Raw genomic sequence first — 26,555 nt, 5'->3', positions numbered from 1 at the left:
CAAGCCCCGACAACCCATCCGGCCAGGACCCGGCCGCCCACCAGGCCACACCACCACACCCGCCCCCCGACACCCCGTCATCCGCAAACAACGCAGGCCCAGCAAACCCAAGACAGCAAACAACAAAACGGGCCGCCGCTCACGCGACGGCCCGCTAGGGAACTCACCCCTGGTTAAAACACCAGCAAGCGGTCAGCGCTTGGAAAGCTCCCCCCATAGCGTTTGGTCACGGCTTGCGCGCGACCAGCAGGAGGTAGCCGATCTCGGGCGCGGCGTCGGCCTGCTCGGCCATCCGCTCGAAGATCTCCGTCCACTGCGGACCGAACTGTGCGGTCAGCTCGTGCTTCTTGCGCTCCAGCACCTTCGCGACCTCGGTGCGGGTGCGCTCCTGTGTCCTGCCGGTGATGTCGAGCAGCTCGGCGATCCGCAAGCCGGCGGCGGTGACGATGCCGGGGTAGTCGTCGATCTCGGCCATCGACGACTCCATGCCCGCCAGGTAGCCCTCCAACGCGGCGCGCTGCTCGGGTCCGGCGGGGTCGGCCTCGAAGAGGTCCGTCAACGCGACCCGGCCGCCGGGACGCAGCACGCGCTGGATCTCGGTGAGCACGTGCTTGCGGTCGGCCATGTGCATGATCGACTCCAACGCCCACGCCGCGTCGAACGACGTGTCCGCGAAGGCGAGCTCCATCGCGTTGCCGACCTGGAAGCTGACCAGGTGCGCGACGCCCTCCTCCTCCGCGCGCGCGTTGGCGCGCCGGACCTGCTCGGGGCTGACCGCGATGCCGATGACCTCGCACCCGGTCGCCTTCGAGAGCCGGACCGCGGGACGGCCGGTGCCGCAGCCGACGTCCAGCACGCGTGCCCCGGGGCCGACCTCCAGCCGTTCGATCAGCTGGTCGGTGAGGTTGTCGGTCGCCTCCTCGAGCGTGCTGCGGTCGTCCGGGCTGGGCCAGTAGCCGACGTGGCTGTTGTCCCCCATGACCTCCGCGAACCAGTCGACCGCCTGGTCGTAGTACTCGCCGACCTGCTCTGGCGTCGAAACCATGTGCCTTCCTTCCCCTTCGTTGCGCTCAGAGCGCCAGCCGGATTCCATAGCCGCGCAGCCATGCGTTGAGCTGCAACGGAAGTTCCACGTTCGCGCGCTTCGCCCAGCTGCCGCGCAGGCTCTCCGGGTCGGTCAGCACCTCGCGCGCCGCCCTCGGGTCGAGCAACGCCCGCACGGGCGCCCCGTCGTCGGCGAGCAGCGCGGCCCACTCGTCGCGCAGCGCCTGCTCGTACACCGGGTCCAGCGTCACCGGGTACGGCGTCTTGCGGCGTTCGATCACGCTGCGCGGCAACACGTCCGCGATCGCGGCTCGCAGCAGGCCTTTCTCGTTGCCGTCGAAGTTCTGCAGCGACCACGGGATGTTGTACGCGTACTGGACGAGCTTGTGGTCGCAGTACGGCATGCGCACCTCGAGCCCGACGGCCTTGAAGAGCCGTTCGGTGTGCGCGTTCTGGTTCTCCATGAAGTTCGTGATGTGCACCCAGCACAGCTCCTGCATGTGCTTCTCCTGCTCGGACGCGTCCGGCAGGTGCGGTGCCTTCGCGACGGACTCGCGGTAGCGCTGGGCCGCGTACTCCAACGGGTTCAGCTTCTTGAGCAGCCCCTGGTCGAACAGGCCGCAGCCCAGCCCGTTGGCGTCGTCGCGGACCACGCCGCGCGCGACCCACGGGAAGGTGCCCATTTTCGACTCGACCGGGTCGCGGTTCCAGGCGACGCCGTGGAACAACGAGTCCGCGGCCTCACCGGTCATCACGACCTTCGCGTGTTCGCCGACGCCGCGCGCCAGCAGGTACAGCGAGGTGTTCATGTCGCCGAGCGGTGTCGGGAAGTCCTTGGCGCGCAACACCGCCGCGCGTACGAGCGGATCGCTCAGCTCGGCTGGGTCGACCTGGACGGACGTGTGGTTTGTGCCCAGGTGCGCGACGACGTCGGCGGCGTAGGGCGCGTCCGTGGTGCGGCGGGTGTCCGTCGGCTTGAAGTTCTTGTCGTGACGGTGGAAGTCCAGGGTGAACGTGCGCAACGTCTTTCCCTGTTGCCGCAACACCTTCGATGCCAGGCCGGCGACGCCGCTGGAGTCCAGGCCGCCGGAGAGCAGCGTGCAGACCTCGACGTCCGCGACGAGGTTGCGGTCGATGCTCTCCTCGACGAGCCGCCGGATCGTCTCGACCGTGGTGTCCAGGTCGTGGACGTGTTCCTGTGCCTCGACCTTCCAGTAGCACTTCGTCGTGATGCCTTTTTGGTTGACACGCACCGAGTTGCCAGCGGGGACGCGGTGCATGCCGCGGAAGAACGCCATGTGCGGCGTGCCCGCGTACGTCATGACCTCGCGCAGCCCGTCCGCGTCGATCGCGGGGTCGACGTACGGGTGCGCGAGGATCGCCTTGGCCTCGGAGCCGAACAGCACGCCGTTCGGTGTCGGGTAGTAGAACAGCGGCTCGACGCCGAGGCGGTCGCGGACCAGCCAGAGCTCCTGACTCCGTTCGTCCCACACCGCACCGGCGAACGTGCCCTCCAGCCGGTGCACGCAGTCCGGGCCCCATTCCTGGAAGGCGTGCAGCAGCACCTCGGTGTCGCCGGCGCTGCGGAACCGGTGGCCGCGCACGGTGAGCTCGTTGCGCAGCGACTCGTAGTTGAGGATGGAACCGCTGTGCATGCCGACGAGCACGGTCTCGCCGTCGTGCTCCAGCGCGACCGGCTGGCGTCCGTCGGTGAGGTCGCACACCGCGAGCCTGCGGTGCCCGAACGCGGCGCTGCGGCCGGTCCACACGTGCTCGCCGTCCGGGCCGCGACAGGCCATCGTCGCGGTCATGGCGATCACCGTGGCGCGTTCACGCCGCAGGTCGCGCTCGTAGTCGATCCACCCAGTGATTGCCGACATGCCGGTCCTCTCAGTTCAGGGAAAGCACGCTCTTGAGCGCGCGGGCGAGTTCGTCGGCGGAGGCGGCACCGGCGGGCCGCCACGCCACCACGCCGTCCGGCCGGACGAGCAAGGCTTCGGCGCCTTCGACCTTGTGCGCCTTGATACTCAAGCCTTCAGCGGCCTTGATCCACTCGTCGTTGCTCGCGATCAGCACGAAGCCGTCGCCGTAAAGGTCCCAAGTGGACTCGTCGTATGGCGCCCGGACGCCGGGTGTGCCGTCGATCTCGTTGGCCCACACGTCCTTTTCGTCGTTGTCGGGCACGATCGCGGTGGAGTGGTAGCGGCTGCCGAACCAGACCGTGGTGTCCGGGACGATCCGCGGGTCGGCGGGCGGCGGCTGCTCGTGCACCATGCGCGGCCGGTCGAGCGAGCGCAGCACGGCCTGCTCGACGATCGCCTCACCGGTCGGGCGGCGTTCCGCGTCGTAGGTGTCGAGGAGCGCCGGGCCGGCCTCGTTCCGCAGGACCGCCGCGATCTTCCACGCGAGGTTGTACGAGTCCTGGATGCCCGTGTTGGAGCCGAAAGCCCCGCTCGGCGGCATCACGTGCGCGGCGTCGCCGACGATGAACACACGGCGGTCGGAGAACCGGCCGGCGGTTCGTCCGGCGGCCTCCCACGGCATCGCGCCGATGATCTCGACGTCGAGGTCGGGCACGCCGGCGGCCGCTTTCACGAGCTGCGTGCAACGTTCGGTGGTGAACTCCTCGCCGGACTTCGGGTCGTACATGACGTGCAGCAGCCAGCGCTGGTCGTTGTCGATCGGCATCAACGCGCCGCGCAGTTCCTGGTTCATCACGTAGCACATGACGAACCTGCGGTCGCCGAGCTGTTCCTTCAGCTTCGCCTTGAAGTGGATGTTCATGTAGTTGCCGATGGGTTCGGTGCCCTCGAAGGAGATGCTGCACGCCTGCCGGATCCGGCTGCCGGGGCCGTCGGCGGCGATGAGGTACTTCGCGCGGACGGCCCGGTTGCTGAGTTTTGCCCTGACGCCTTGCTCGTCCTGTGTGAACGACAACAGCTCGGTGCCGAACTCGATCTTCGCGCCGAGCTCCTGGGCCTTGGCGCGCAACAGCGGTTCGAACTCGTCCTGGTGGCACAGGCACCAGCCGCTGGGCGTGAGGTGGCTCAGGTCGCCGCGGATGTCCATCACGTACTGCTCGCGCAGCTCGCCGATCTGTTTGCCGGCCAGGCTCTGCGCGGCGACGACGCCGGTGTTGTGTTGTAGGGCGCGACCCGACTCGGTGTTGCGGATCGCTTCTTCGAGCCCGACTTTGCGCATCAGTTCCATGACCGCGGGCGTGATGCCGCGTGCCCGTGGGTGTGGTGAGACGCCCTGGTGCTTTTCGACGAGCAGACAGTCAACACCCTGCTGGGCCAGGAAAACGGCCGCGGACAGCCCGGCGAGCCCGCCACCGACGATCAGTACCTCAGTCACCGTTCCTCCTTGAGATCGCGGTCAGGGTGGCGGGACCGGCTGGTGACGCACTCGATGTCCGATACAGGTCCAGGTACCGATCGAAGACGTCCGCGAAGTAGCGCGGCCCGAAGCCCATCCGTTCGGTCTGGGGCACGAGCGCTCTCAGTCGTGCGGTGCACACGCGGTAGTCGACGGGCCGGTCGACGAGGGTCCACTCGGCCTCGACGCCCAGCCGTCGCTGGATGTGGCCGACGATGTCCTCGGCGCTGGCGGAGTAACCCGAGCCGACGTTGACGACGCGGCCGCGTTGCCACTTCTGCACGAGCGTGTCCGTGATGGTGACGAAGTCGTCGGCGCCGATGATGTCGCGGTGCGCGCCTCGGTGAACCTGAACCTTGCCGGTCCTGATCTGCGCGACGAGTCCGGGCAGTAACTGGTGCTCGCGTTGGTGAGAACCTATAACGTGCGTGAGACGCAGTATCTGGTAATCCACACCGGACACTTCCAGCACACGTTCCAACGCCAGCTTGTGCCGGCCGTAGGGTGACGGCGGGAAGACGGGCCCGTCCTCGACGCCGAGGCTGCCGGGCGCGGAGTACATCGCGGCACTGGCCGACGAGAAGAAGACGAGCTTCTTCTTCGTTCTGATGCAGCTTTGGATCACGTCATAGACGAGCTCGACCTCGCGGCGGAACTCGTGCTCGTCGGTGACGCTGACGCTGGAGACCCCGGCGGCGATGACGACGACGTCCGGGTGCCGGTCGGTCAGCTGGGCGAGGTTCTGGGCGAGGAAGCCCCTGCCGATGACGTCCACGCACGCAGCTTCTGGAGCACACCTGTAGGACGGCTCGAACCCGGCTGAATGCCACCTGGTTCCCGCGCGGGGTTTTGCCTACAGTGTGTCGGGCCGTGGCATCGCGAACCACTGCTCTTGGACAGGGAGACTTCGCGATGCCGCATGCGCGCAACACCGACGTACTCATCATCGGCGCGGGCCCGGTCGGCCTGACCGTGGCGATCGAACTGGCCCGCAGAGGCATCGACTGCATGATCGTCGACCGCCGGGAGACCCCGCGTCCGGGCACGCGCGGCTGCACCGTGTGGCAACGAACCCTGGAAGTGTTCGGCCTGATGGGCCTGCCGGTCGCCGACTACCTGCGCGCCGGCACCCGCTACGTGCACCGCACGTACCACCTGCCCGGCTTCCCACCGTTGACGCACGACATGACGTCCCCGATCAGCCCGACGCCGCACCCGTTGATCATCGGCCAGCAGGACACCGAGCGAATGCTGCGCACACACCTGTCCGGCCTGGGCGTTTCCGTAGAACGAGGCCTAACCGCTTACTCCGTGACGCAGGAGTTAGAAGGTGTAACAGTAGGAATACGCTCTAACTCCGGTGAAGCATTCTCAGTGCGAGCCGGCTGGGTCGTAGCAGCGCAGGGCCCGCACAGCAGCATCCGCGACCTGCTGGGCATCCCGTGGCACAGCAAACGCTTCCCCGGCACGCAGATCATCCAGGTAGACGCGCGCGTCGAGGGCTCCCTCCCAGGCGACCCGTCGCACTGCCACATGCACCTGCACCCGGCCGGTTCCCTCGGCACCGCTCCCCTGCCCGACGGCAGGCTGCGCATCTACGCGGGTGTGCGCGACTTCGGGTTGGAGGGCGATCCGCCCATCTGGGAGCTGGAGGCCGCGGTCCGCACGATCACCGGCGCCGACGTTTCCCTGGCGGACGGCCGCTTCAACTGGCGGGTGCGACTGCACAACAGCGTGGCGGGCACGTTCAAAGCGGGCCGCTGCCTGCTGGCGGGCGACTCCGCGCACACCGTGATGCCGGTGACGGCGCAGGGCATGAACACGGGCATCCAGGACGCCTTCAACCTGGGCTGGAAGCTTGCCGCAGTGGTCGGCGGCGCTCCCGAGTCCATTCTGGACACTTACGCCCTAGAGCGCGAGCCCGTGGCTTGGGGCCTGGCCGCGCGCACCGCACGTTCGTACTGGGGCGGCGAGGGACCAACCCCCTCCTGGGATTCGCTCTATTCGCGCTTGCAGAACATCGGCGCCGCGCACACCGGCCTGCCGCTCGCATATCCCGACAGCCCACTGTCCGTCTCCGGCGACGGCGAACGTTTCCCCGACGCCCCGGTCCACCTGGGCGACCGCCCGACGACCGTGTACCGCCTGCTGGCATCGGGCGACTGGACCCTACTGGCGTTCCCACAGGAACCAGACGACGAGTCGCACGCCGAGTCAGCCGCCAAGCAGCTCGCGGTGGTGCAGCGGTTCGGCCAGGTGCGGGCGCGGGTCGTACACCAGCTCGGCCGGGTCGGCCCGATGGACCTCTACGACCTGGACGGCGCACTGCGGCGGTCGGCCGGGGCGCAGGACGGCGGGTTGCGGCTGATCCGGCCGGACGGATACGTCGCGCTGCGGACCTCGGACGTGCGGGGGCGGCACGTTGAGCGGTACCTGAACCGGGTTTTCGGTTCGCGGGCCTGGGATCCGATCGGCCGGTGAGGCCGTGGAACTGTCGGACCTCGGCGCTACGGTCGGCTGGGGGTGTGTCGCCGCGCGGTGGTTATGAGCCGCCCCCGTATCTCAGGCTAGCGACGGGGACCGACAGTTCCGGGGCCAGCGGTTTGGGGGCAACGTACGAGGCGGGGGCCGCGAAGGTACGGCTCGGAGGTCGGGAACGTACGACTCGGGCGGGGCGGTTGGTGTAGGCCCCGGATTGTCGGACCTTGGCGCTACGGTCGGCTGGGGGTGTGTCGCCGCGCGGTGGTTGTGAGCTGCCCCCGTATCTCAGGCTAGCGACGGGGGCCGACAGTTCTCGGGGCCAGCGGTTCTGGGGGTTGGGAAGGCAAGGCGCAGTGGTCGGGAACGTACGACCCCACGCGGGTTGGACGGGGCCGGGTCCGGCGATACGCGGAGCGCGGAGCGCGAGCAGAGTTGGGCAGCTGCGCGAGCGACGAGAAGGCGAGCACCTACGGGACCGGCAGCCAACGAAGCGACCACGCACGGGACCGGCAGCCAAAGAGGCGACCACGCACGGGACCGGCAGCCAAAGAGGCGACCACGCACGGGACCGGCAGCCAAAGAGGCGACCACGCACCCAGAGTGGGGCGCGTCTGGTGGGCACGTACGGAACGCGATTGGGGCTTGACTTGGGGTGCGGCGTGGTAGCCCTTGTTGGGCCGGCAGATCGTGCATCTGCCGGCGGAGCCGGCCCACCACGCCGCGAGGGGCCCCAAGTCAAGCCCCAATCGCGGCGCCGAAGGCGCCCCCGGAAGACGCAGCGCCCCACGACACCGGCAGCCGACAAAAGGCGACCACGCATGGCACCGGCAGCCGAGCTAGCAACCACGTATCGGCCGGCAGCCAAGCTGGCGACCACGCATGGCACCGGCAGCCGAGCTAGCAACCACGTATCGACCGGCAGCCAAGCTGGCGACCACGCATGGCACCGGCAGCCAAGACCAGGGCACGGAACCGGCAGCCATCGCCCGCCGCCAAGCAACCCCCATGACCCACACCGCCCTGGGTAAACACTCATGGACTGACAGATATTGAAATCTGTCAGTCGATGGGGCAAGCTTGTCCGTAGGGAAACCCCGAGCAAGCGAGGAGCACGGAAATGGACAAGCGTCAGCTGGGCACCCGCGGCCCCGTCGTCTCAGAGCTGGGTCTGGGCTGCATGGGCATGTCGGACCTCTACGGCCCCGCCGACGAGGCGGAAGGCATCGCGACCATCCACGCCGCGATCGACGCCGGGATCACGCTGCTGGACACGGGCGACTTCTACGGCATGGGCCACAACGAGCTGCTGATCCGCCGCGCCCTGGAGACCCGCAACCGCGAGGACGTCACGATCAGCGTGAAGTTCGGCGCCCTCCGGGACCCCGACGGCAGCTGGTGGGGCTATGACGGCCGGCCGGAGGCGGTGCGCAACTTCCTTGCGTACACGTTGAAGCGCCTGAACACGGATTATGTGGACGTCTACCGCCCGGCCCGCCTCGACCCGGACGTTCCGATCGAGGACACGATCGGCGCGATCGCCGAACAGGTCGACAAGGGGTACGTCCGGCACATCGGCTTGTCCGAGGTGGGCGCCGAGACGATCCGGAGGGCGCACGCGGTTCACCCCATCGCGGACCTGCAGATCGAGTACGCGCTGGTGTCCCGCGGGATCGAGGACGAGATCCTGCCGACGTGCCGCGAGCTGGGCATCGGTGTCACGGCGTATGGCGTCCTGAGTCGGGGACTCATCTCGGGCCACTGGACCGCAACGAACGGAAGCCGGGACTTCCGCGGTATGTCACCGCGCTTCCAGGGCGACAACCTCACGCACAACCTCGCCCTGGTCGACGGGCTCAGGAAGATCGCCGACGAGAAGGGCATCACGGTTGCGCAGCTGGCCATCGCGTGGGTCGCGCACCAGGGCAACGACGTGGTGCCGCTGGTCGGGGCGCGGCGGCGGGAGCGGCTCGCGGAGGCCGTTAAGGCCGCCGAAGTGACGCTGACGGACAATGACCTGAGCCGGATCGAACAGGTCGTGCCGCGGGGTGCGGTCGCGGGCGAGCGGTACGCGCCGGAACAGATGGCGCACCTGGACAGCGAGAGGTGACAAGTGGCGGAAGCGCTGACCGCGGAGCACATCCTCACGACGACTGAGGACGTGCTGCGGCGCTACGGGCCCGCCAAGGCCACCGTGGTCGACGTGGCGCGGGCGCTCGGCGTCAGCCACGGCAGCGTGTACCGCCACTTTCCGACGAAGGCCGCACTGAGGGAGGCCGTCACCGAGCGGTGGCTCGAGCAGGCGCACGCCGGGCTCAAGGAGATCGCCGAGAGCGACGCGCCCGCGCCGGAGAAGCTCAGGAGCTGGTTGCAGGCGCTGTTCGACGCCAAGCGCAAGAAGGCCCTCGGGGATCCGGAGTTGTTCGCGACGTTCGAGGTGCTCGCCAAGGAGAACAGCGACGTCGTCGCCGAGCACGTGCGTGAGATGGTGGAGCAGGTGGCGGCGATCGTCGGCGATCAGCGCACAGCTCAGGCCGTGTTCAACGCGACCGAGCGGTTTCACAACCCGGTGCACGCCGCGGACTGGGTTGAGGATGACGTTCAGGACAAGTTCGACGCCGTGTGCGACCTGGTGATCGCGGGCCTCGAGGCCTCATAGCCAGCCGCGCCGCCCCGCCTGCAGGCCCGCCTGGAAGCGGGTGCGCACGCCTAGTTCCGCCATGATTCGGCGGACGCGGCGCTGCACGGTTCGCAGGTGCCAGCCGAACTGTCTGGCGATCGCCTGGTCGGTCAGGCCGGCGGCCAGCAGCGTCAGCAGGCGGCGGTTGTCGGTGCCCTCGGACCCGGCCAGCGGTGTGGACGACGCCCAGATGCGGTCGAACAGGGTGCGCAGCGCGGTCAGCAGGGCCGAGGCGTGCACCACCAGCACGGAATCCGTGGTGGCCAACGAGATCATGCCGATCCGGTCGTCGGCCAGCAGGGCTTTCACCGGCACGCTGCCGATTCTGGCCTGCTCGCCGGACTCCACCAGTTCGGCGATCCGGTCGAGCATGCCGGGCATCTCGGCGACCGAGTGGTCGTAGACGGTTCGCGAAGGCACGCGGATTTCGTCCGGCGCCGGCTCGGTGAGGAACGGCGGGCGGTGCAGGCCGCACAGTTCGGCGCGGGCGGTGCGCTGGATCTGGCGCCAGCGGTGGAACACGGCGTCGGATCCGCGCACCACCTCGACCACCTCGCCGGGGCTCGCGCGGCGCGATCGGTAGCGGTCCACCAGCTGGCCGGTCAGCACGCGCGCCTGGCGTAGTTCCTCTTCCCTGGCACGAAAAAGTGCGTCCAGTGCCTCGTCTGGTGCGGCCGCCGTGTATCGGACGGGGCGGCCCGACAGCCGGATCGCGAGGCCCTTGGCGCAGAGGGCGGCGAGCGTGCCGTGCACGTTCGCGCCCAGCTCGCGGGCCGTGGCGGGCGGCCGGTCGACGAGCGTCTGCCAGAGGCGTTCCTCCGCCGGCGTCAGTCCGAGTATCTCGAACATGGCTCTCCTGCCGTATATGTGACAGTGCCGCATTTCGCCCGAAGGGCGAGTCTTCCGGAGCTGATCTCCCAGTGGAAGTCTTTGGTCCATACCAATATCCCGGTACGGACCGGAGGTATCCCTCGAAATGCGCACCCTGTTCTGCGCTGCGGCCGCCACATTGGTGATCGCCGCACAGCCCGCCACGGCGGCCGAATCCCGTGGCACCACAACGAATCCCCTGCAGCAACCGACGAGCGCGTCGCTGACGCTGGTCACCGGCGACAGAGTCGACTACACCGAACTACCCAACGGAAGACTCCAGGCGGCGGTCACGCCGGGGGAGGGGCGGAAACACGTCACCTTCGCGCGCCGGGCCGACAAGGACTCGCAGGGACGCCCGCGCCTCACCGTGATCCCGAGCGACGCGCAACGCTTGCTGGCGGCGGGCAAGCTCGATGCGCGGCTGTTCGACGTCATGGGACTGGTGCGCGAGCACATCACCGGCGAAGTCCCGCTCATCGTCGGGTTTCCGCCAGGCGTCCGGGCGACCGGAGGGGCGAAGATCCGGCGTGAGCTGCCCGCGATCAACGGCGTGGCGGTGACGGCACGGGACGGCTTCTGGTCGCAGGTCAAGGACACCGGCGCGAGGATCTGGTTGGACGGCAGGCGAAAGCTCGTCGACGAGCAGAGCAATGCCCAGATCGGCGTACCGGCGGCATGGCAGGCGGGCTACACCGGCAAGGGCGTGAAGGTCGCCGTGCTGGACACCGGCATCGACGCGACGCACCCCGACCTGGCCGGGAAGATCAGCGCACAGCAGGACTTCACGGAGACCGGCGTGAAGGACAACCACGGCCACGGCACGCACGTCGCCGCGAACATCGCGGGCACCGGCGCTGCCTCGGGCGGCAGGCACAAGGGCGTCGCGCCGGACGCGCAACTGCTCGTCGGCAAGGTCTGCGGCACCGACTACTGCGACGATTCCGCGATCCTGCAAGGCATGCAGTGGGCCGCGGACCAGGGCGCGGACGTCGTCAGCATGAGCCTCGGCGGCACCGACCGGCCTGGGCTCGACCCGCTGGAAGAGGCGGTCAACACCCTCACGGAGTCGACCGGCACGCTGTTCGTCATCGCGGCGGGCAACACCCCCGCCTACGAGTCGGTCGGCTCGCCGGCGTCCGCGGACGCCGCGCTGGGCGTCGGATCGGTCAACAAGAGCGACGCGATCAGCTGGTTCTCCTCGCGCGGACCGCGCGTGGGCGACGCGGCGTTGAAGCCGGACATCGCGGCGCCGGGCGAGGACATCATCTCCGCGCGGGCCGCGGGCACGTCCATGGGCACGCCGGTCGACAACAACTACACCGCCGCGAGCGGCACGTCGATGGCGACACCGCACGTGTCGGGCGCGGCCGCCGTGCTCGCGCAGGCGCACCCGGACTGGAAGGCCGGGCAGCTCAAGGCGGCGCTGACCACCTCAGCGCAGCCGGTCGAGGGCGACGTGTTCTCCCAGGGCACCGGCCGCCTCGACGTCGCGCGCGCCGTCACGACGACTGTCACCGCCACGCCGAGCGTGAGCTTCGGCCGGTTGAGCTGGCCGTACCCGAGCCGGCCCGTGGTCACCAAACCGATCACCTACGCCAACGACGGCAACGCGGCCGTGACGCTGGACCTCGCCACCGACACGCCGGGATTCACGTTGGGCGCCAAGCAGATCACGGTGCCCGCGCACGGCACGGCGAGCGTGGAGCTCACGCTCACCCCGTCGAACATCGCCGAACCCGGCTACCGAGGCGGGCGGGTCACCGCGACGAGCGGCGGCACGGTCGTACGCACCGCGTTCGGGCTCACCGCCGAACACGAGTCGTACAACCTGACCGTCGAGTACATCGGGCGCGATGGCAAGCCGGCGAGCCCGGACCTCGACCACTTCATCTCGATCTACAACCTCGCCGACCTCGGCATCCTGGACTCCGGCCCGCTGGTCGGCGGCACGGCGGTCACCCGGCTGCGCAAGGACGACTACCGGATCGACGCCAAGATCGGCACCGCTGGCACGCCGACGAGCTGGACGACCGTGGTGACTCCGAAGTTCACCCTCGACCGCGACAAGACCATCGTGGTGGACGCACGCGGCGGCCGGAAGATCAGCATCCAGACCGACAAACCCGACGCCGTCGCTGACGGCCTCAGCACCAGTTCGCTGGTGAAGTCGGACCTCGGCTGGCTGCACGTCAGCCACGCGGTGTACGACAGCGATGACAGCTACGCGGTGCCGTTGAAGGACAGTGCGGACCAGCTGGACTTCGGCATCGACGCGACGCTGCGGTCGCCGGACGGCGCCAAGGATCCCTACACGTACTCGCTGGCGTACCCGTTCGCGGGAGAGGTCCCGGCGGCGCTGACGTTCCGCGTGCGGGACAAGCAGCTCGGCCGAGTCGACCACCGGTATCGCGGCCAGGACGTCGACTCGCGCGCGTTCCGGTTCGCGTTCACGTTCTACCTGCCACACCAGTGGGTCGGCCTCGGCACGATGTGGGTCGAGGTCGAGACTCCGGGCCGCCGCACGGAGTTCTTCTCTCCGGGCATCGACTGGCTCAACCTGATGCGGCTGATCCCGCGTGAGGGCGGCATGCCGAGCCCGGCGCTGTTCGGCGGTACCGAGAACTACACCGCGGGCTCGGTTTCCAAGCAGGACTGGAACAGCGCGGTGTCCGGCCCGGAGATGAACATCGTCCAGAGCGGTGGCGTCGCGAGACGGGGCAACGACCTCGGCGTCATCGTGCCGCTGTTCGTCCCCGGCGGCAGGCAGAACTCCATCGCCGATCCGGGGCTGGAGCTCGCCCAGGCGCAGGGGAGCGTGACACTGTCCGCGGGCGACTACAGCCGGACGTCCGAGCAGTACATGACGTTCTTCAGCGTGCCGGCCGACGAGCGCACGTACACGTTGAACGCCAAAGCGAAGCGCGACGTGCGCTGGGCCAGGCTCAGCACGGCCGTGGATGCGACGTGGACGTTCCGGTCGAAGACCGTCGAGGGGAACGCGTTCGAGTTCCTGCCGCTCGTCACCGCGCGGCTGCACGGTGTGGATCTCGACGACTACAACCGGGCCAAGGCGTTCTCGTTGTCCCAGTTCAAGATTCAGGTGGCGACGCAGACGAGCGCGATCCCGGCGGCGATCAGGACCGTGTCGCTGGAGGCGTCCTACAACGACGGAAAGTCGTGGTACCCGATGTGGGTGCGCGGAAAGTCCAGTGTGGACACGTGGGACGCCGTCGTGGTCAACCCGAAGATCGAGGACACCACCGGCTACGTCTCACTGCGCGTGAAAGCCGGTGATGTCAACGGAAACACCGTCGACCAGACCGTGATCCGGGCGTACGCCCTCAAGTGAACAGTGGGGGTGGAAGCGATCGCCTCCACCCCCTCCCCCCGGCTACGTGGTCGCAGTGGTCACCAGGGCGTTGCCGCTGCCCGTGCGGCCCGTGACCGTCAGGGGAGCGCCCTCGATGGGCGAGTTCGACACGTCCAGGTCGGACCGGGCCTGACCGGCGCTCGACATCAGGTCGACGCGAGCCGCCACACCGGGCCGGATGCCCACCCGGATCTGCCCGGACCCGGTACCCAGCTGGATCTCGCCGGCCGCGGCGTCGGCCACGGTCAGGTCGCCGGACCCGGTGCGCACCATGACGTCCGACGCCACGGCGCCCAGCCACACGTCGCCGGTGCCGGTGATCAGCACCGTGTTGCCGCCGACCGACGACACCTCGACGTGGCCGCTGCCGGTCTTCACCCGCACGCCGGCGAGCATCGTGCCGAGCCGGACCGTGCCGGACCCGGAGTTGACCTTCGCCTCGCCCTCCGCGCGGTCGGCGGACACGTTGCCGGTGCCGGTGTTGAGGTCCAGCCGTCCCGCCGAGCCGGTCACGGTCACGTCCGCCGCGCCCGTCCGCGTCGTCACGTGCGACCCCGCCTGCGCACGCACGGTCACGGCCAGCGGCACCGTGCGCAGCGGCAGAGCCTTCGACGACTCGACGCGCAAACGGTTGCCCAGCAACTCGATCCGCGCCTGGCGGACGGCCTCCTCCGGTCCGGCCGGCATGTCCGCCCCGGACCCGAACTGCCCGCTCACCCAGGACAGCAGCCCGCCGAGGCCCTCGGTCCACGAGTTGCCCGCGGACGGGTCGTGCCGCAGTTCGACGTGCACGCCCGGATCGTCGGACAGGATCACCTGCACGCGGCCGCTCATCAGCGACACGTCGATCTCCGCCGGCCCCGTCAGGTCGAAGCTCTGCTGCCTGCTGACCCCGGTCTCGCCTGTCTCGGTCATCGTCACCCCTGAACCCATCCGCGGACGCGCGAGGAACCCGCGCCGCCGCTCCACCCCTTGTTGTGGTGCTTGTGGTGCTTGCTGTGCACGGCCCCCTGCACCGCGGACGCCACGAAGGAGTTCAGCGACACCCCCTGTGCCGCCGCGGCCGCCTCGGCCTTCGCCTTCAAGTCGTTGATCATCCGCAGCGTGATGCGGCTGATGTCACCCGTGGCGTCACTCATCGGCACCTCCTCCTGTGGAGCCGGCTCCGGCTCCGGTGCGGACGAGCCGGTGACGACCACCTGCACGTCCCTCCCGTCGAGTCGCACGTCCACGACGTGGCCTTCCAGCGCGGCGGTTACCTCCGCGGCCAGGTCGGACAGTGCGTTCATGATCGCCAGTCGCGCGGCTGGCTCGAGCGCTGCGGACAGCAGTGCGGCGGTCCTCCGGGTGGTCTCGTCCCCCGCGGAAGCCGCCGTCGCGAGGTCCTCGCGCAGTGACGCGATGTACGGCGACAGATCCATGACACCACTGTGACGTCACTTCTGACGTCAGTCAAGTGTCACGTGCGTCGACTTGAGCGGCACGGGTTCGTTTCGCCGGGAATTGTCAGAGGCCGTTCGTACGATCGGTCGCATGGTGCTTGATCCTGATTCGAACCTCATCGCCGGCGAGACGCGTGCCGATCTGCTCCTCGCTCTGAGCTACTTCCAAACGACAGAGCCGTCACAGGAAGGTCGGATGAGCTTCACCGGTGATGTGCCAGGTGACGTCGCTCTACCTCTGGTGCGGGCGCTCAAGCGGATAGAAGCGCAGCAGCTGCTCCGGGAAGCGGATCTCGTCGACGTCGGGGAGGGCCCTCGCTCGTTGGAGGAGCGGCAGGGCGCGGCGCTTGCGGAGCTCATCGACAGCCTCGCCGCGACTGCCGGTTAGTGTCTCGAGGCATGCCGAAGGTGCGGTTGATCGCCAAAACCGAGTTCCTCGCCCCGGACGACATCCCGTGGGACACCGACGCCGACGGCGGTGAGGCGCTCGTCGAGTTCGCCGGCCGCGCCTGCTACCGGTCGTGGGACAAGCCCAACCCGAACACCCGGACCAACGCGGCCTACCTGCGGCACCTGATCGAGGTCGGGCACCTGGGCGCGTTCGAGCACGGCAGCGCCACGCTCTACCTCACCGACGTGCCGCGCGGCCTCACCCACGAGCTGGTCCGGCACCGGCACTTCTCGTACTCGCAGCTCAACCAGCGCACCGACCCGACGGACGTGGTCGAGCCCGAGCTGATCGCGAACGACCCGGGCCTGCACGCGAAGTTCGTGAAGGCGACGGAAGCCAGCCTCACCGCGTACCACGACCTGGTGGAGGAGCTCGAACGAACGGTCACCGGGCGGCGGGCCCGGCAGATCGCGCGCAGCGTGTTGCCCAACGCGACCGGCACCGAGATCGTGGTGACGGGCAACTACCGGTCGTGGCGGCATTTCATCGCGATGCGCGCCACCGAGCACGTGGACGCTGAACTGCGTGCGCTCGCGGTCGCCTGCCTGCGGGAACTCCGCGAGCACGCGCCCGGCGTGTTCGCGGACTTCGTAATTTCGACTCACCCGGATGGCACAGAAGTTGCCTCCAGCCCGCTCGTCACTGAAGGCTGAGCCCATGAAACGGCTCATCGTCGACGTTCGCCCCGGCGAGTACACGGTCATGCGCCTCGCGCCGGACGCCGCCGTGCCGTCCGGGCTGCTCGACCTGACCGACTGCCTCGTCTCCGTCACCCGCACGCCGGACGAGCTGTCGATCATCTGCCCGGCGGAGGCCGCCGTCGCCCAAGACGCGGCGTTCGAGCTGGGCTGGCGGCTGCTGACCGTGCGCGGGCCGCTCGAGTTCACGCTCACCGGCATCATGGCCGCGCTCGCGGGCGAGCTGGCCGCCGCCGGGGTCACGCTCTTCGCGGTGTCCACTTATGACACCGACCACCTGCTGGTGAAGCAGGCCGACCTCGGCCGCGCCGTGCTCGCGCTGCGGGCCGCGGGTCACGAAACGGTTGTTCCGCAGGAACCGAATACCTCGCTGCGTGGTCTGAAGTAGCGTTCATCGCCCCGACCCAGGTTCGTCTGTAGGAGAGCAAGTGCACGGACAGGCTGTGGAACCGCGCGTCATCGCGGGCAGGTACGCGCTCCTGCAGGAGCTCGGTCGTGGTGGCATGGGCGTCGTCTGGCGCGCACAGGACCGGGTCATCGGCCGCCAGGTCGCGATCAAGGAACTGCACTTCCCTGAGAGCGTGCCGCTCGAGGAGCGCCGCGTCATGGAGGAGCGGGTGCTCCGCGAGGCGCGCACCGCGGGCAAGCTCAACGACCCCGGTGTCGTGACGGTCTACGACGTCGTCGCCGAGAACGGCGTGCCGTGGATCGTCATGGAACTGGTCGAGGCCGCGACGCTCGCGACGTTGATCAGCGCGCAGGGCCCGATGCCGCAGCACCAGGTCATCTCGATCGCGCAGCAGGCGCTGTCCGCGCTGGAGTGCGCGCACCAGGCCGGGATCGTGCACCGCGACGTCAAGCCGGGCAACCTGATGATCCGTCCGGACGGCCGGCTGAAGCTGCTGGACTTCGGCATCGCGCAGCAGCACGACGACCCGCGCCTCACGACGAGCGGCAGCCTGATCGGTTCGCCCGCCTACATGTCGCCGGAGCGGCTGCACGGCCACGACGCCTCGCCCGCGTCGGACCTGTGGGCGCTGGGCGCCACGCTCTGCTACGCCGTCGAGGGCTGGAGCCCGTTCGAGCGCTCGTCCACGGCGTCCACGCTGCAGGCGATCATGAGCGAGACGCCGCGCCTGACGAAGGCGCACGGCGTGCTCGGCGCGGTGATCATGGGTCTGCTGATCCCGGACCCGAACGCGCGGCTCAGCGCGGCACAGGCCCGCGCGATGCTCAGCAGCATCGGCAACCAGCCGACCCCGCCGCAGGGACTGCCGCCCTCGGCGACCGCGCCCTACCAGCACACTCAGCAGGTCGCCGCCGCCGACCCGGCGAAGAAGAAGCGCAACCGCATCCTCGCGATCGTCGCGGCCGCGGTGATCGCGATCGGCTCGTTCGTCGGCGGCATCTACACCTACCGCGCGTTCGACACGCCCGCCGCGGCGAAGACGGCGCTGACGTACGGCGAGACCGGCGACATCCCGGTGTTCGACATGTACAGCGAGGGCCAGTGCGCCGACGGTCAGCTGACGCAGGGCAAGCAGATCACCAACGACAGCCGCGTCAACGACTGCTCCGAGCCGCACGACTTCGAGGTGTTCGACACGGTCGGCACGTTCGACGAGAACTCCTCGCTGCCGAGCGTGTCCTACCCGACGAAGGAGTCGCTGACCTCGCTCGGTGTGGCCCGCTGCCAGCTGACGTTCGACTCGGCGCTGGTCAAGGACGAGGGCAAGAGCGATCTCAAGATCACCGTGCTGGTGCCGACGCAGGCGGCGTGGGACGAGAAGAACTCGCAGCGCAAGATCTTCTGTGTGGCCTCCCACAACAGCGGCTCGAAGCTGGATAAGACCGTCCTGAACAAGAAGAATTCATAGGTATGGGTCTAGCTCGCGAGGAACGCCGTCTCCTGGTCGATCTGCTCACCGAGGTGGGGCCGGACGCGCCCACCCTGTGCGATCCGTGGAAGACACGAGACCTCGTGGCGCACCTGGTGATCCGGGAGCGGCGGTTCGACGCCGCTCCGGGCATCGTGCTCAAGCCGTTCGCCGGCTACACCCAGCGCGTTCAGGACGAGTACGCGAAGAAGGCGTGGAGCGAGCTGCTCGACGAGCTGCGCAGCGGCCCGCCGTTCTGGTCGCCGTACTCGATCGGCGTGCTGGACGAGCTCGGCAACACCGTCGAGTTCTACGTGCACCACGAGGACGTCCGGCGCGCCGTGCCGGACTGGGAGCCACGTCCGGCGGACGCGCGGCGCGACAAGGCGTTGTGGCGCGCGCTGCCGCACACCGGGCGGCTGAACTACCGCAACAGCCCGGTCGGCGTCGTGCTGCGCCGTCCCGACGGCGAGCAGGTGACGGTCAAGCACGGCGCCAACGGCGTGGTGATCACCGGCGAACCCGGTGAGCTGCTGCTTCACGCTTTCGGGCGAGACCAGGCGCGGATCGAGATCAGCGGGAGCGACGACGCCGTGTCAGCGGTCAAGGCGCTGAACCGCGGAATCTGACTTCGGGGTACTTTCTGCGCATGTCTGCAAGCCCGTTCGCCACGCCGAACCGCCCGTTCGGCCGTGTGCTCACCGCCATGGTCACCCCGTTCACCACACAGGGTGCGCTGGACCTCGCCAAGGCGCAGGAGCTGGCGAAACAGCTGGTGGACCAGGGCAACGACGGGCTGGTCGTGAACGGCACGACCGGAGAGAGCCCGACGACGTCGGACGCGGAGAAGGCCGACCTGCTGCGCGCCGTCGTCGAGGCGGTCGGTGACCGCGCCACCGTCGTCGCGGGCACGGGCACGTACGACACCGCGCACAGCGTTCACCTGATCCAGCAGGCCGAGAAGGCGGGCGCGCACGGCGCGCTCGTCGTCACCCCGTACTACTCCAAGCCGCCGCAGGCCGGCCTGCTCGCGCACTTCACCGCCGTCGCCGACGCGTCCGGCCTGCCGATCATGCTCTACGACATCCCGCCGCGGGCCGTGGTGCCGATCGAGGTCGAAACCCTGTTGCGCCTCGCGGAGCACCCCAGGATCATCGCCGTGAAGGACGCCAAGGGCGACCTGCACGCGGGCAGCCGCGTGATCGCGGGGACCGATCTCGCCTACTACTCCGGCGACGACCCGCTCAACCTGCCGTGGCTCTCCGTCGGCGCGGTCGGGGTCGTCAGCGTGATCGGCCACTTCGCGGCCGACCGCCTGGCTTCGTTGATCGAGGCCTTCGAGGACGGCGACATCCGCCGGGCCCGCGAGATCCACGAGTCGCTGCTGCCGCTGCTGCGACCGTTCCGCCGGGTTCCCGGCGTCACCTACACCAAGGCGGCACTGCGCCTGCGCGGTCTCGACGTCGGAGATCCGCGCCTGCCACTGGTGCCCGCCACAGCCGAAGACATCGAGGCCATCGCGGCCGAACTTGGAGTCAACGCGTGACCGTATCCACCCAACTCCCTCCCGCACTGCCGGAAGGCGGCCTGCGGGTCGTCGCACTCGGCGGGATCGGCGAGGTGGGCCGCAACATGACCGTCTTCGAGCACGCCGGCCGGCTGCTCGTCGTCGACTGCGGCGTGCTCTTTCCCGAAGACGACCAGCCGGGCGTCGACCTGATCCTCCCGGACTTCCGGGCGATCGAGGACCGGCTCGACGACATCGACGCGCTGGTGCTGACGCACGGCCACGAGGACCACATCGGTGCCGTGCCGTTCCTGCTGAAGCTCCGCCCCGACCTGCCAGTGGTGGGATCGAAGTTCACCCTGGCTCTGCTGGCGGCGAAGTGCAAGGAGCACCGCCAGAACCCCCAGCTGGTGGAGGTGCGTGAAGGCGAGCACCGCACGTTCGGGCCTTACGAGCTGGAGTTCTTCGCCGTCAACCACTCCATCCCGGACGCGCTGGCCGTGGCCATCCGCTGCGCGGCGGGTCTGGTGCTGCACACGGGTGACATCAAGCTGGACCAGCTGCCGTTGGACGGCCGGCTCACCGACCTGGCCGGATTTTCGCGACTCGGCGACGAAGGTGTCGACCTGTTCCTCGTCGACTCGACCAACGCCGAGGTCCCCGGCTTCGTCGTACCGGAGCGCGAGATCGGCCCGGTGCTGGAGAACGTGATCCGCAAGGCGAACCAGCGCGTCATCGTCGCCTGCTTCGCCTCGCACGTGCACCGTGTCCAGCAGGTGCTCGACGTCGCCGTGCAGTACAAGCGCAGGGTGGCCCTCGTCGGCCGCTCGATGGTCCGCAACATGGGCATCGCCGCCGAACTCGGGTTCCTCAACGTCCCGGACGGCCTGTTCGTCGACCTCGACGAGGCCATGCGGATGAACGAGGACGAGGTCCTGTTCGTCTCCACGGGTTCGCAGGGCGAGCCGCTGTCGGCGTTGTCGCGCATGGCCCGCGGCGAGCACCGCCAGATCTCGATCCGCGAGGGCGACACGGTGATCCTGGCGTCATCGCTGATCCCGGGCAACGAGAACGCTGTCTTCAACGTGGTCAACGGCCTCGCGAAGCTCGGCGCCAACGTGGTGCACCAGGGCAACGCCAAGGTCCACGTCTCCGGCCACTCGCCGGCGGGCGAGCTGCTGTTCCTCTACAACGCCGTGCGGCCCTCCAATGTCATGCCGGTACACGGCGAGTGGCGCCACCTGCGCGCCAACGCGGCACTGGCCGTCGCGACCGGCGTCGCCGAGGATCACGTCGTGATCGCCGAGGACGGTGTCGTCGTGGACCTCGTCGACGGCAAGGCCGCCATCACCGGGCGCGTCGTCGTCGGCCACGTCTACGTCGACGGTCTCTCCGTCGGTGACGTCGGTGAGTCCACGTTGTCCGATCGCCTGGTGCTCGGCGAGGGCGGGTTCATCGCGATCAACGTGGCGATCGAGTCCAGCTCCGGTCGCGCGGTCACTCAGCCCACCGTCTCCGGACGCGGGTTCTCCGACGACCCCAAGGCGCTGGACGAGGTCGTTTCCCTGGTCGAGATGGAGTTGTCGCGGACCGAGGCCGAGGGGATCACCGACACGCACCGCGTCGCTCAGGCCGTGCGGCGCGTCGTGGGTCGCTGGGTGGCCGAGAAGTACCGCCGCCGGCCGATGATCGTGCCGACCGTCATCCCGGTCTGAGGTGGTCAGCGACCTCGCCACGCGAGTGGCGAGGTCTGCAGGGCCGCGTCCGCAATGCGTTGCGCCGCTTCCGTGCGCAACGCCTTGTAGGACGTGTCGATCCACCCCTGCACCGTGGTGAAGCCGTTGGACCGGTACTCGAGTGCCTGAACCAGGCACTCGAGTTTGTCCGCGTCCTTGGCGCAGTGTGACTCGACCGTCTCCTGTGCCTCGTATTCCTGAACGGCTTCCTGCACCGACTTGCGCATGCCTTCGGGCAGCCGGGCGGTCTGGTCCGCGGTGATGGCCTCGTTCGACGGGCTGCTGCCGAGGTAGGGCTTCGCGGTGTGCGGGATGTCGCCGATCCGCGTCTCCTGCGTGTCGTGCCAGAGCGCGAGGAACGACGCGCGCGCGGGATCGGCGTTCTCCAGTGAGGCGATCATCGCGGCGAGCTGTGCGACGCGAAAGCTGTGGTCCGCCACCGACTCCGGGTCGCGCACCCCGGCGTGCCACCACCCGGTGCGACGCATGCGCTTCAGCACACCCATCTCGAAGGCGAAACTCGCGACGGCCTCGAAGTCTTCTGCCACGGATCCTCTTTCAGCGTTGGGCCAGCCGCACGGCGTAGGCGATGTCGCTCAGCTCGCGTCGCGTGTCTGCGGACAGGTCGTCATCCTCGTCAAGTCGGCCGATTGCCGCCACCACCTCCGTGCACAGAGGCGGCCGGCTCTGCAGCAACCATGGCTGGGCCAGGAGTAACGCCCACGCGGTGTGCACGTTCAGCTCCACCTGACCCGAGTTCGGTCGAAACCTTTGCAGGAGCTCGGAAAACGGGCGCGCGCCGGGCCAGTCGGCGGGATCCGTGGCTGTCATGAACGCGTCGTCGGCCTGGACCGAGTCGATCTCGCCGGTTCCGTCCGGTTCGCACGAACGACCGCAGCGGTTCTCGATCGCCGATCGAACTCGTCGCTATCGCTGACGAGCGGACCTCCACCCACAACGGAACCTCGCCCAGGCGTGTGGCATTGCGGATCGCGCGAGGCTGCTCGGTGCGCAATCGGTCGGCCGAGGCCGGTCGGCGGTCGAAGCCCAACAGGTAGATCGCTTGGCGGCGCAGGAGCGCCGTGTCGTCCCGCCTCGTGTCTGCGGTCATCAGTAGGTGGACGAAAACTGGTCGCGGTCGTTCGCGGACAAGACCGGGTGTATGGGAGCAGGTGCGCGGCGCGGCAGCGCATCGAGGAGGCTGCGAAGTGATCAGGTTCGTCAGACCGCGTTGGTGCACCGACATCCCCAGCGGGTGTGCGGAGACCAGGCGATCGCCTGCCTCGACCGCGTCGGCGATCACGAGGTCGGCTTCGAGTGCGTGGCCGAGGGTGTCGATGGCGGCACGATCGGCGCCGGCCCAGCGCAGGCGGGCGCGCAGCCGGAGGAGATCCGCTGTGCGCACGGCAGTCAGCGGGCGTCGTCCGCTTTCCCACCCTTGGACGGTGGCGAGGTCGACCTCCAGACGCTCGGCGAGACCGGCCTGCGTCAGCGGCACGGATTCGCGGACGAGCTTGAGCACGAAGCCGGACACGACCGCGCGGCAACGTGCGGCACCCGTACCGCCGTGCGGTGCTCGACCGGTTCCGGTCACTGCGATGCCTTCGTGGCTGACGGCGTTGAGCCGAACTAACCCGTACCACGGGTTAGTTCGACTCCTGACGGGGAAAGCCTAGCTTTGCCTCGGTCGTGGTCAAACGACCTCAGCGGGTGAACCTGAGGTGCTGGTGAACGTGGAGAACACTTCGTTGGCGGCCCTGCTGGACCTCGTGTCCACGGGGTTCCGAATGTTCGTCGTCGGGGACCCGGCGGGACCGGATGCGGTGGTGTACGTCCGTACCCGCCGCGAACTGCGGGACATGATCGTGGTGCACGGTCCGGACGAATGCGAAGCCGTGCGGATGATTCACCGGGCGATGACGCGTCAGGTGGAGGGAACAACGCCGGAAGTTGTGGCCACCGTGCTCGGCTGGCCGTGCTGACAGACCCACTGTGACCACAACGTATGTGTGTCGATCACTGAAAGGTCTTGCGCTCACGGCCCATAGCTGGCAGAACCGTGACTGCTCGGTAGGACACGGTTGGGGGCGCAGGCGTGCAAGAGGTGAAGGTCCAAGAGGACGCGGTGACAGCCGTGCTGCGGCTGGTCGCTGAAGGGTTCCGCCCGTTCGTGGTGGGGGACCCGGCCGCGCCCGACTGCCTGGTGTACGTGCGTGCGGCGGCGGGTTTGCGGGACATGGTCAAGGTGCACGGGCCGGAGGCGGCCGAGGCGGTGCGGATGGTGGGCACCGGGATGACCCGGCGGGCCGAAGGCGCGACCGCGGAGGTCGTGGCCGCGGTGCTTGGTTGGTCGATCTGCGAATAACGCCGAACAACGCGGCGAGAGTTCTATACGCTGCGTGGCGTGTTGCTTGCTCTCGGTTCCCTGATGGCCGGAACCGTGCTGGTGATCGTCGGGTTGCTGCCGGTGGGCAAGATCGGCGCGCAGCAGCGGATGATGGCGGTGCTCGCGTGCGGTTCGCTCGTGATCCAGAGCGATTTCATCGGCCCGAAGCCCGCCGAGTGGGTCTCCACGACGCTGCACGTGATGCTGGTGGTCGGTGGTGGGCTCCACTTCCTGCGCACGCTGCAGGCGTCTGCCAAACACAAGCGGGGTGAGGATCCCGAGCAGGCGATCGACGACGGCCTCGCGGGGCTCGGGCTGATTCGCGCGTTCGACCGCAACGGCGACGTCAAGTCGTTGGACGCCGGCATCGAGAAGATGCGGCGGGCGGTGCGCGCCGGGGCCGGCACCGAGGATGGCGTGGTGTACGCGGCGAACCTCGCGATGGCGTTGCGCGGGCGGTACGAGCGGTTGCGCGATCCGGCCGACCTCGACGAGGCCATTGAGGTCGCACGAAAAGAGCGCTACGCGCATAGTCCGCGGTTGGGTGGGTTGCTCGCGCAGCTGAGTAGCGCGTATCGGGTGCGGCATGACCACTTCGGCGACATCGGGGACCTCGACGCGGCCCTCACGTTCGGCCGGGAGGCCGTCAAGATCGCCGCGCCGCAGGATCGGGCGTCGTGCCTGAGTGAACTGAGTGCCGTGCTGGTCAGCCGGTACGAACGGACGCGCGAGGCAAAGCATCTCGACGAGGCGATCGACGCGCTGGAGCGGGCGCATCGGGAGACGCTCAAGGGGAACGTCGTGCGCACTGCGCACCTGACGACGTTGTGCTTCCTGCTGGTGAAGCGGGGCGACTTCGAGCGTGCAGTGGAGGTGGGCCGGGAGGCCGTGCGGCAGGTCAAGCCCGGCTACCGGCTCTTCGATCTCGCGCACAACAACCTGGCGCTGGCGTTGCAGCAGACCGAGGATCTCGAGGAGGCCGTCGAACGGGCGCGCACGGCCGTGCGGAGCGTGGCGCCCGACGATCCCGGACGTGCCACGCACCTGGCGAACCTCGCGATGGCGTTGAGCCGGACCGGTGACACGAAGAACGCCTTGGAGTACGCCAGGAACGCGGCGATGGTGCCCGCGTCCGACATCGTCACGAAGGTCACCGCGGGGCTCGTGTGGAGCGAGATCGCGGCGTCGGCGGGGGAGTACGCGCAGGCCGTCGAGGCGTTCGAGCGCGTCATCGAGTTGTTGCCGCGCCTGGCTTCCCGGGCGTTGCGGCGCAGCGACCAGGAACACCTGCTCGGCCGGTGGGCGGGCATCGCGGTGACCGCGGCGTCCTGCGCCGTCGCGGACGGACGGCCCGAACACGCGGTGGCGTTGCTGGAGCAGGGGCGCGGCGTGCTGCTGTCGCGGGCGCTCGACGAGCGGGCCGACCTGCGGCGGGTGCCGCAGCAGTTGGCGGCCGAGTACGAACGGCTGCGCGACGCGCCCGCGGACGACATTCCGAATCGCGGGCGGCGTGAACTGGCCGCGCAGTGGGACGACGTGGTGGAACGCATCCGCGCGGAGGTTCCGGACTTCGCCCGGCCGCCTGGACTGCCCGCGCTGCTCGACCAGTCCGAGGCCGGGCCGGTCGTCTACCTCAACGTCAGCCGGTACCGGTCCGACGCGGTCATCATCGAGAACCGTCGCGTTAGGACGGTCGAGTTACCCGGCGTGTCACCGGAATCCGTCGCCACGCAGGTCCGCCGGCTCACCCACGAGGTCGATCCGGACAAGCAGCGACAACTCCACGAGGTTCTCGCCTGGATTCGCAACACGCTGACCGACCCGGTCCTGGACACGCTCAACCCCGAGCGCGTCTGGTGGGTGCCGACCGGGCCGCTCGCGCTGCTGCCGATCCACGCCGCCGCGTTGGACCGGGTCGTTTCCTCTTACACCCCAACGGTTCGCGCACTGGTCGACGCACGAAACCGCAAGCACAACGGCAAGCCGAAGAGCCCGCTCGTCGTCGCGGTGGGCAACGCGCCAGGTGCCGACCCGTTGCCGAACGCGCGTCCCGAGGCCAACGTCGTGCGCAAGGCGTTTCCCGGAGCGCGCGTGCTCGCCAACCGGGAGGCCGGCAGGGACCGGGTCGTCACGCAGCTGCGCGGCAGCGCGTGGGTGCACTTCGCGTGTCACGCGCGGATGGACCTCGACAGCCCGTCGCGCGGGCGGTTGTTGCTGGCGGACGGGGAACTCACGGTCCTGGACGTGTCCGCGCTGGATCTGCCGAAGGCGGAGCTCGCCTTCCTGTCGGCCTGCGAGACCGCGCATCCCGGCGCGTTGTTCGACGAGGTCATCACGCTCGCGTCCGCGTTCCGGCTGGCCGGGTTCGCGCACGTGATCGCGACGTTGTGGCCCGTGCGCGACCGGGTCGCGCCGGCCTACGCCGCGGACGTGTACCGCTTGCTGGCCAACAGGAAGTCACCCGCGCAGGCGGTGCACCGCGCCACCCTGAACGCACGCGAGAAGTACCCGAACCTGCCCGTGCTGTGGGCGGGGCACGTTCACGTCGGGCCCTGATCGGTCGGTGCGGCAGTGGGTTCCGCGACGCTGTCGGTCGGCGTGTACCTCTGCCCGTGCGTTCACGTCGGGCCCTGAT

The 26,555-nt window shown here is 69.1% G+C and carries 24 protein-coding genes; 15 read left to right on the top strand and 9 right to left on the bottom strand.

Annotated elements, in window-relative coordinates; translation table 11 throughout:
* Positions 1 to 226: 226 nt before the first annotated feature.
* Genes QSK35_RS09985 through QSK35_RS09970 form a run of 4 tightly spaced genes read right to left on the bottom strand, consistent with a single transcriptional unit; the run spans position 227 to position 5,197 of the window.
* Positions 227 to 1,045, bottom strand: coding sequence for an SAM-dependent methyltransferase (locus QSK35_RS09985; RefSeq protein WP_285744463.1), 819 nt, complete (start codon positions 1,043 to 1,045; stop codon positions 227 to 229).
* A 25-nt stretch (positions 1,046 to 1,070) separates the two neighbouring features.
* The gene (asnB, locus tag QSK35_RS09980) at positions 1,071 to 2,924 is read right to left on the bottom strand and encodes an asparagine synthase (glutamine-hydrolyzing) (protein WP_285744462.1); all 1,854 of its coding nucleotides are present in this window, start codon (positions 2,922 to 2,924) and stop codon (positions 1,071 to 1,073) included.
* A 10-nt stretch (positions 2,925 to 2,934) separates the two neighbouring features.
* Positions 2,935 to 4,401, bottom strand: a complete 1,467-nt coding sequence (locus QSK35_RS09975) for an FAD-dependent oxidoreductase (RefSeq protein ID WP_285744461.1) — start codon at positions 4,399 to 4,401, stop codon at positions 2,935 to 2,937.
* Positions 4,394 to 5,197 carry an NAD-dependent epimerase/dehydratase family protein gene (locus QSK35_RS09970; protein WP_285744460.1) on the bottom strand — a complete coding sequence of 268 codons (804 nt, stop codon included), beginning with the start codon at positions 5,195 to 5,197 and terminating at the stop codon, positions 4,394 to 4,396. The genes QSK35_RS09975 and QSK35_RS09970 overlap by 8 nt, the downstream gene beginning before the upstream one ends.
* A gap of 137 nt (positions 5,198 to 5,334) precedes the next feature.
* Here QSK35_RS09970 and QSK35_RS09965 point away from each other — a divergent pair, with 137 nt between their 5' ends.
* The 3 genes from QSK35_RS09965 (at position 5,335) to QSK35_RS09955 (ending at position 9,559) form a co-directional block, all read left to right on the top strand.
* On the top strand, positions 5,335 to 6,903 hold the full coding sequence (locus QSK35_RS09965) for an FAD-dependent oxidoreductase (RefSeq protein ID WP_285744459.1): 1,569 nt from the start codon (positions 5,335 to 5,337) through the stop codon (positions 6,901 to 6,903).
* A 1,117-nt stretch (positions 6,904 to 8,020) separates the two neighbouring features.
* Positions 8,021 to 9,010, top strand: a complete 990-nt coding sequence (locus tag QSK35_RS09960) for an aldo/keto reductase (protein ID WP_285744457.1) — start codon at positions 8,021 to 8,023, stop codon at positions 9,008 to 9,010.
* 3 nt (positions 9,011 to 9,013) lie between these two features.
* Positions 9,014 to 9,559 (top strand): TetR/AcrR family transcriptional regulator, encoded by a 546-nt coding sequence (locus QSK35_RS09955; protein WP_285744456.1) that lies wholly within the window; start codon positions 9,014 to 9,016, stop codon positions 9,557 to 9,559.
* Here the strand turns inward: QSK35_RS09955 and QSK35_RS09950 are convergent.
* Positions 9,554 to 10,429 carry a helix-turn-helix domain-containing protein gene (locus QSK35_RS09950; RefSeq protein WP_285744455.1) on the bottom strand — a complete coding sequence of 292 codons (876 nt, stop codon included), beginning with the start codon at positions 10,427 to 10,429 and terminating at the stop codon, positions 9,554 to 9,556. The two genes, QSK35_RS09955 and QSK35_RS09950, sit on opposite strands and share 6 nt — an antisense overlap.
* A gap of 127 nt (positions 10,430 to 10,556) precedes the next feature.
* Between QSK35_RS09950 and QSK35_RS09945 the strand changes: the two genes are divergently transcribed.
* Positions 10,557 to 13,802: a S8 family peptidase gene (locus QSK35_RS09945; protein ID WP_285744454.1), complete on the top strand. Its 3,246-nt coding sequence runs from the start codon at positions 10,557 to 10,559 to the stop codon at positions 13,800 to 13,802.
* A 42-nt stretch (positions 13,803 to 13,844) separates the two neighbouring features.
* Here QSK35_RS09945 and QSK35_RS09940 read toward each other — a convergent pair whose 3' ends face one another.
* Positions 13,845 to 14,738, bottom strand: coding sequence for a DUF4097 family beta strand repeat-containing protein (locus QSK35_RS09940; protein ID WP_285744452.1), 894 nt, complete (start codon positions 14,736 to 14,738; stop codon positions 13,845 to 13,847).
* A gap of 2 nt (positions 14,739 to 14,740) precedes the next feature.
* Complete coding sequence (locus QSK35_RS09935; protein ID WP_285744450.1) at positions 14,741 to 15,244, bottom strand: toxin-antitoxin system HicB family antitoxin; 504 nt, start codon at positions 15,242 to 15,244, stop codon at positions 14,741 to 14,743.
* 112 nt (positions 15,245 to 15,356) lie between these two features.
* Between QSK35_RS09935 and QSK35_RS09930 the strand changes: the two genes are divergently transcribed.
* From QSK35_RS09930 to QSK35_RS09900, 7 genes are read left to right on the top strand one after another with little or no spacing between them, the layout of a single operon-like run.
* Positions 15,357 to 15,653 (top strand): hypothetical protein, encoded by a 297-nt coding sequence (locus QSK35_RS09930; protein ID WP_285744449.1) that lies wholly within the window; start codon positions 15,357 to 15,359, stop codon positions 15,651 to 15,653.
* A gap of 11 nt (positions 15,654 to 15,664) precedes the next feature.
* A complete protein-coding gene (gene thyX / locus QSK35_RS09925; protein WP_285744448.1) occupies positions 15,665 to 16,369 on the top strand; it encodes an FAD-dependent thymidylate synthase in 705 nt (234 codons plus the stop codon).
* 4 nt (positions 16,370 to 16,373) lie between these two features.
* Positions 16,374 to 16,802 (top strand): ACT domain-containing protein, encoded by a 429-nt coding sequence (locus QSK35_RS09920; protein ID WP_285744447.1) that lies wholly within the window; start codon positions 16,374 to 16,376, stop codon positions 16,800 to 16,802.
* A 40-nt stretch (positions 16,803 to 16,842) separates the two neighbouring features.
* Entirely contained in the window at positions 16,843 to 18,291 is a 1,449-nt protein-coding gene (locus QSK35_RS09915) for a serine/threonine-protein kinase (protein WP_285744446.1), read from the top strand.
* Between the two features lie 2 nt (positions 18,292 to 18,293).
* Positions 18,294 to 18,920: a TIGR03085 family metal-binding protein gene (locus tag QSK35_RS09910; protein WP_285744445.1), complete on the top strand. Its 627-nt coding sequence runs from the start codon at positions 18,294 to 18,296 to the stop codon at positions 18,918 to 18,920.
* A gap of 20 nt (positions 18,921 to 18,940) precedes the next feature.
* Complete coding sequence (gene dapA, locus QSK35_RS09905) at positions 18,941 to 19,837, top strand: 4-hydroxy-tetrahydrodipicolinate synthase (RefSeq protein ID WP_285744444.1); 897 nt, start codon at positions 18,941 to 18,943, stop codon at positions 19,835 to 19,837.
* Positions 19,834 to 21,513 (top strand): ribonuclease J, encoded by a 1,680-nt coding sequence (locus tag QSK35_RS09900; RefSeq protein WP_285744443.1) that lies wholly within the window; start codon positions 19,834 to 19,836, stop codon positions 21,511 to 21,513. Before dapA ends, QSK35_RS09900 begins: the two co-directional genes overlap by 4 nt.
* Positions 21,514 to 21,518: 5 nt before the next feature.
* On the opposite strand, the gene QSK35_RS09895 is transcribed toward QSK35_RS09900, so the two are convergent.
* Both QSK35_RS09895 and QSK35_RS09890 read right to left on the bottom strand, forming a co-directional pair.
* A complete protein-coding gene (locus QSK35_RS09895; protein WP_285744501.1) occupies positions 21,519 to 22,040 on the bottom strand; it encodes an HD domain-containing protein in 522 nt (173 codons plus the stop codon).
* Between the two features lie 52 nt (positions 22,041 to 22,092).
* Positions 22,093 to 22,365 (bottom strand): hypothetical protein, encoded by a 273-nt coding sequence (locus QSK35_RS09890; protein WP_285744442.1) that lies wholly within the window; start codon positions 22,363 to 22,365, stop codon positions 22,093 to 22,095.
* 403 nt (positions 22,366 to 22,768) lie between these two features.
* Here QSK35_RS09890 and QSK35_RS09885 point away from each other — a divergent pair, with 403 nt between their 5' ends.
* The 4 genes from QSK35_RS09885 to QSK35_RS09870 all read left to right on the top strand — a co-directional run bounded on the left by QSK35_RS09885 (position 22,769) and on the right by QSK35_RS09870 (position 26,476).
* Positions 22,769 to 23,167, top strand: a complete 399-nt coding sequence (locus QSK35_RS09885) for a hypothetical protein (RefSeq protein WP_285744441.1) — start codon at positions 22,769 to 22,771, stop codon at positions 23,165 to 23,167.
* Positions 23,168 to 23,255: 88 nt separating this feature from the next.
* Positions 23,256 to 23,516, top strand: coding sequence for a hypothetical protein (locus QSK35_RS09880; RefSeq protein WP_285744439.1), 261 nt, complete (start codon positions 23,256 to 23,258; stop codon positions 23,514 to 23,516).
* 122 nt (positions 23,517 to 23,638) lie between these two features.
* Complete coding sequence (locus QSK35_RS09875; RefSeq protein ID WP_285744438.1) at positions 23,639 to 23,899, top strand: hypothetical protein; 261 nt, start codon at positions 23,639 to 23,641, stop codon at positions 23,897 to 23,899.
* 39 nt (positions 23,900 to 23,938) lie between these two features.
* The gene (locus tag QSK35_RS09870) at positions 23,939 to 26,476 is read left to right on the top strand and encodes a CHAT domain-containing protein (protein ID WP_285744436.1); all 2,538 of its coding nucleotides are present in this window, start codon (positions 23,939 to 23,941) and stop codon (positions 26,474 to 26,476) included.
* The last annotated feature ends 79 nt before the right edge of the window (positions 26,477 to 26,555 follow it).

This window comes from Lentzea sp. NBRC 105346 (assembly GCF_030269605.1).
In the GTDB taxonomy this organism is placed as follows: domain Bacteria; phylum Actinomycetota; class Actinomycetes; order Mycobacteriales; family Pseudonocardiaceae; genus Lentzea.
Note: the sequence above shows the minus strand (reverse complement) of the source record. Positions and strands in the feature narration are given on the sequence as shown.

Bases quoted from the DNA above. Each gene is read 5' to 3' on its own strand.
- QSK35_RS09930 (WP_285744449.1), top strand. From the start codon at position 15,357: ATGGTGCTTGATCCTGATTCGAACCTCATCGCCGGCGAGACGCGTGCC.
- QSK35_RS09965 (WP_285744459.1), top strand. From the start codon at position 5,335: ATGCCGCATGCGCGCAACACCGACGTACTCATCATCGGCGCGGGCCCG.
- QSK35_RS09895 (WP_285744501.1), bottom strand. From the start codon at position 22,040: ATGGGTGTGCTGAAGCGCATGCGTCGCACCGGGTGGTGGCACGCCGGG.
- QSK35_RS09945 (WP_285744454.1), top strand. From the start codon at position 10,557: ATGCGCACCCTGTTCTGCGCTGCGGCCGCCACATTGGTGATCGCCGCA.
- dapA (WP_285744444.1), top strand. From the start codon at position 18,941: ATGTCTGCAAGCCCGTTCGCCACGCCGAACCGCCCGTTCGGCCGTGTG.
- QSK35_RS09910 (WP_285744445.1), top strand. From the start codon at position 18,294: ATGGGTCTAGCTCGCGAGGAACGCCGTCTCCTGGTCGATCTGCTCACC.
- asnB (WP_285744462.1), bottom strand. From the start codon at position 2,924: ATGTCGGCAATCACTGGGTGGATCGACTACGAGCGCGACCTGCGGCGT.
- QSK35_RS09940 (WP_285744452.1), bottom strand. From the start codon at position 14,738: ATGACCGAGACAGGCGAGACCGGGGTCAGCAGGCAGCAGAGCTTCGAC.
- QSK35_RS09985 (WP_285744463.1), bottom strand. From the start codon at position 1,045: ATGGTTTCGACGCCAGAGCAGGTCGGCGAGTACTACGACCAGGCGGTC.
- QSK35_RS09960 (WP_285744457.1), top strand. From the start codon at position 8,021: ATGGACAAGCGTCAGCTGGGCACCCGCGGCCCCGTCGTCTCAGAGCTG.
- QSK35_RS09935 (WP_285744450.1), bottom strand. From the start codon at position 15,244: ATGGATCTGTCGCCGTACATCGCGTCACTGCGCGAGGACCTCGCGACG.
- thyX (WP_285744448.1), top strand. From the start codon at position 15,665: ATGCCGAAGGTGCGGTTGATCGCCAAAACCGAGTTCCTCGCCCCGGAC.
- QSK35_RS09920 (WP_285744447.1), top strand. From the start codon at position 16,374: ATGAAACGGCTCATCGTCGACGTTCGCCCCGGCGAGTACACGGTCATG.
- QSK35_RS09950 (WP_285744455.1), bottom strand. From the start codon at position 10,429: ATGTTCGAGATACTCGGACTGACGCCGGCGGAGGAACGCCTCTGGCAG.
- QSK35_RS09890 (WP_285744442.1), bottom strand. From the start codon at position 22,365: ATGACAGCCACGGATCCCGCCGACTGGCCCGGCGCGCGCCCGTTTTCC.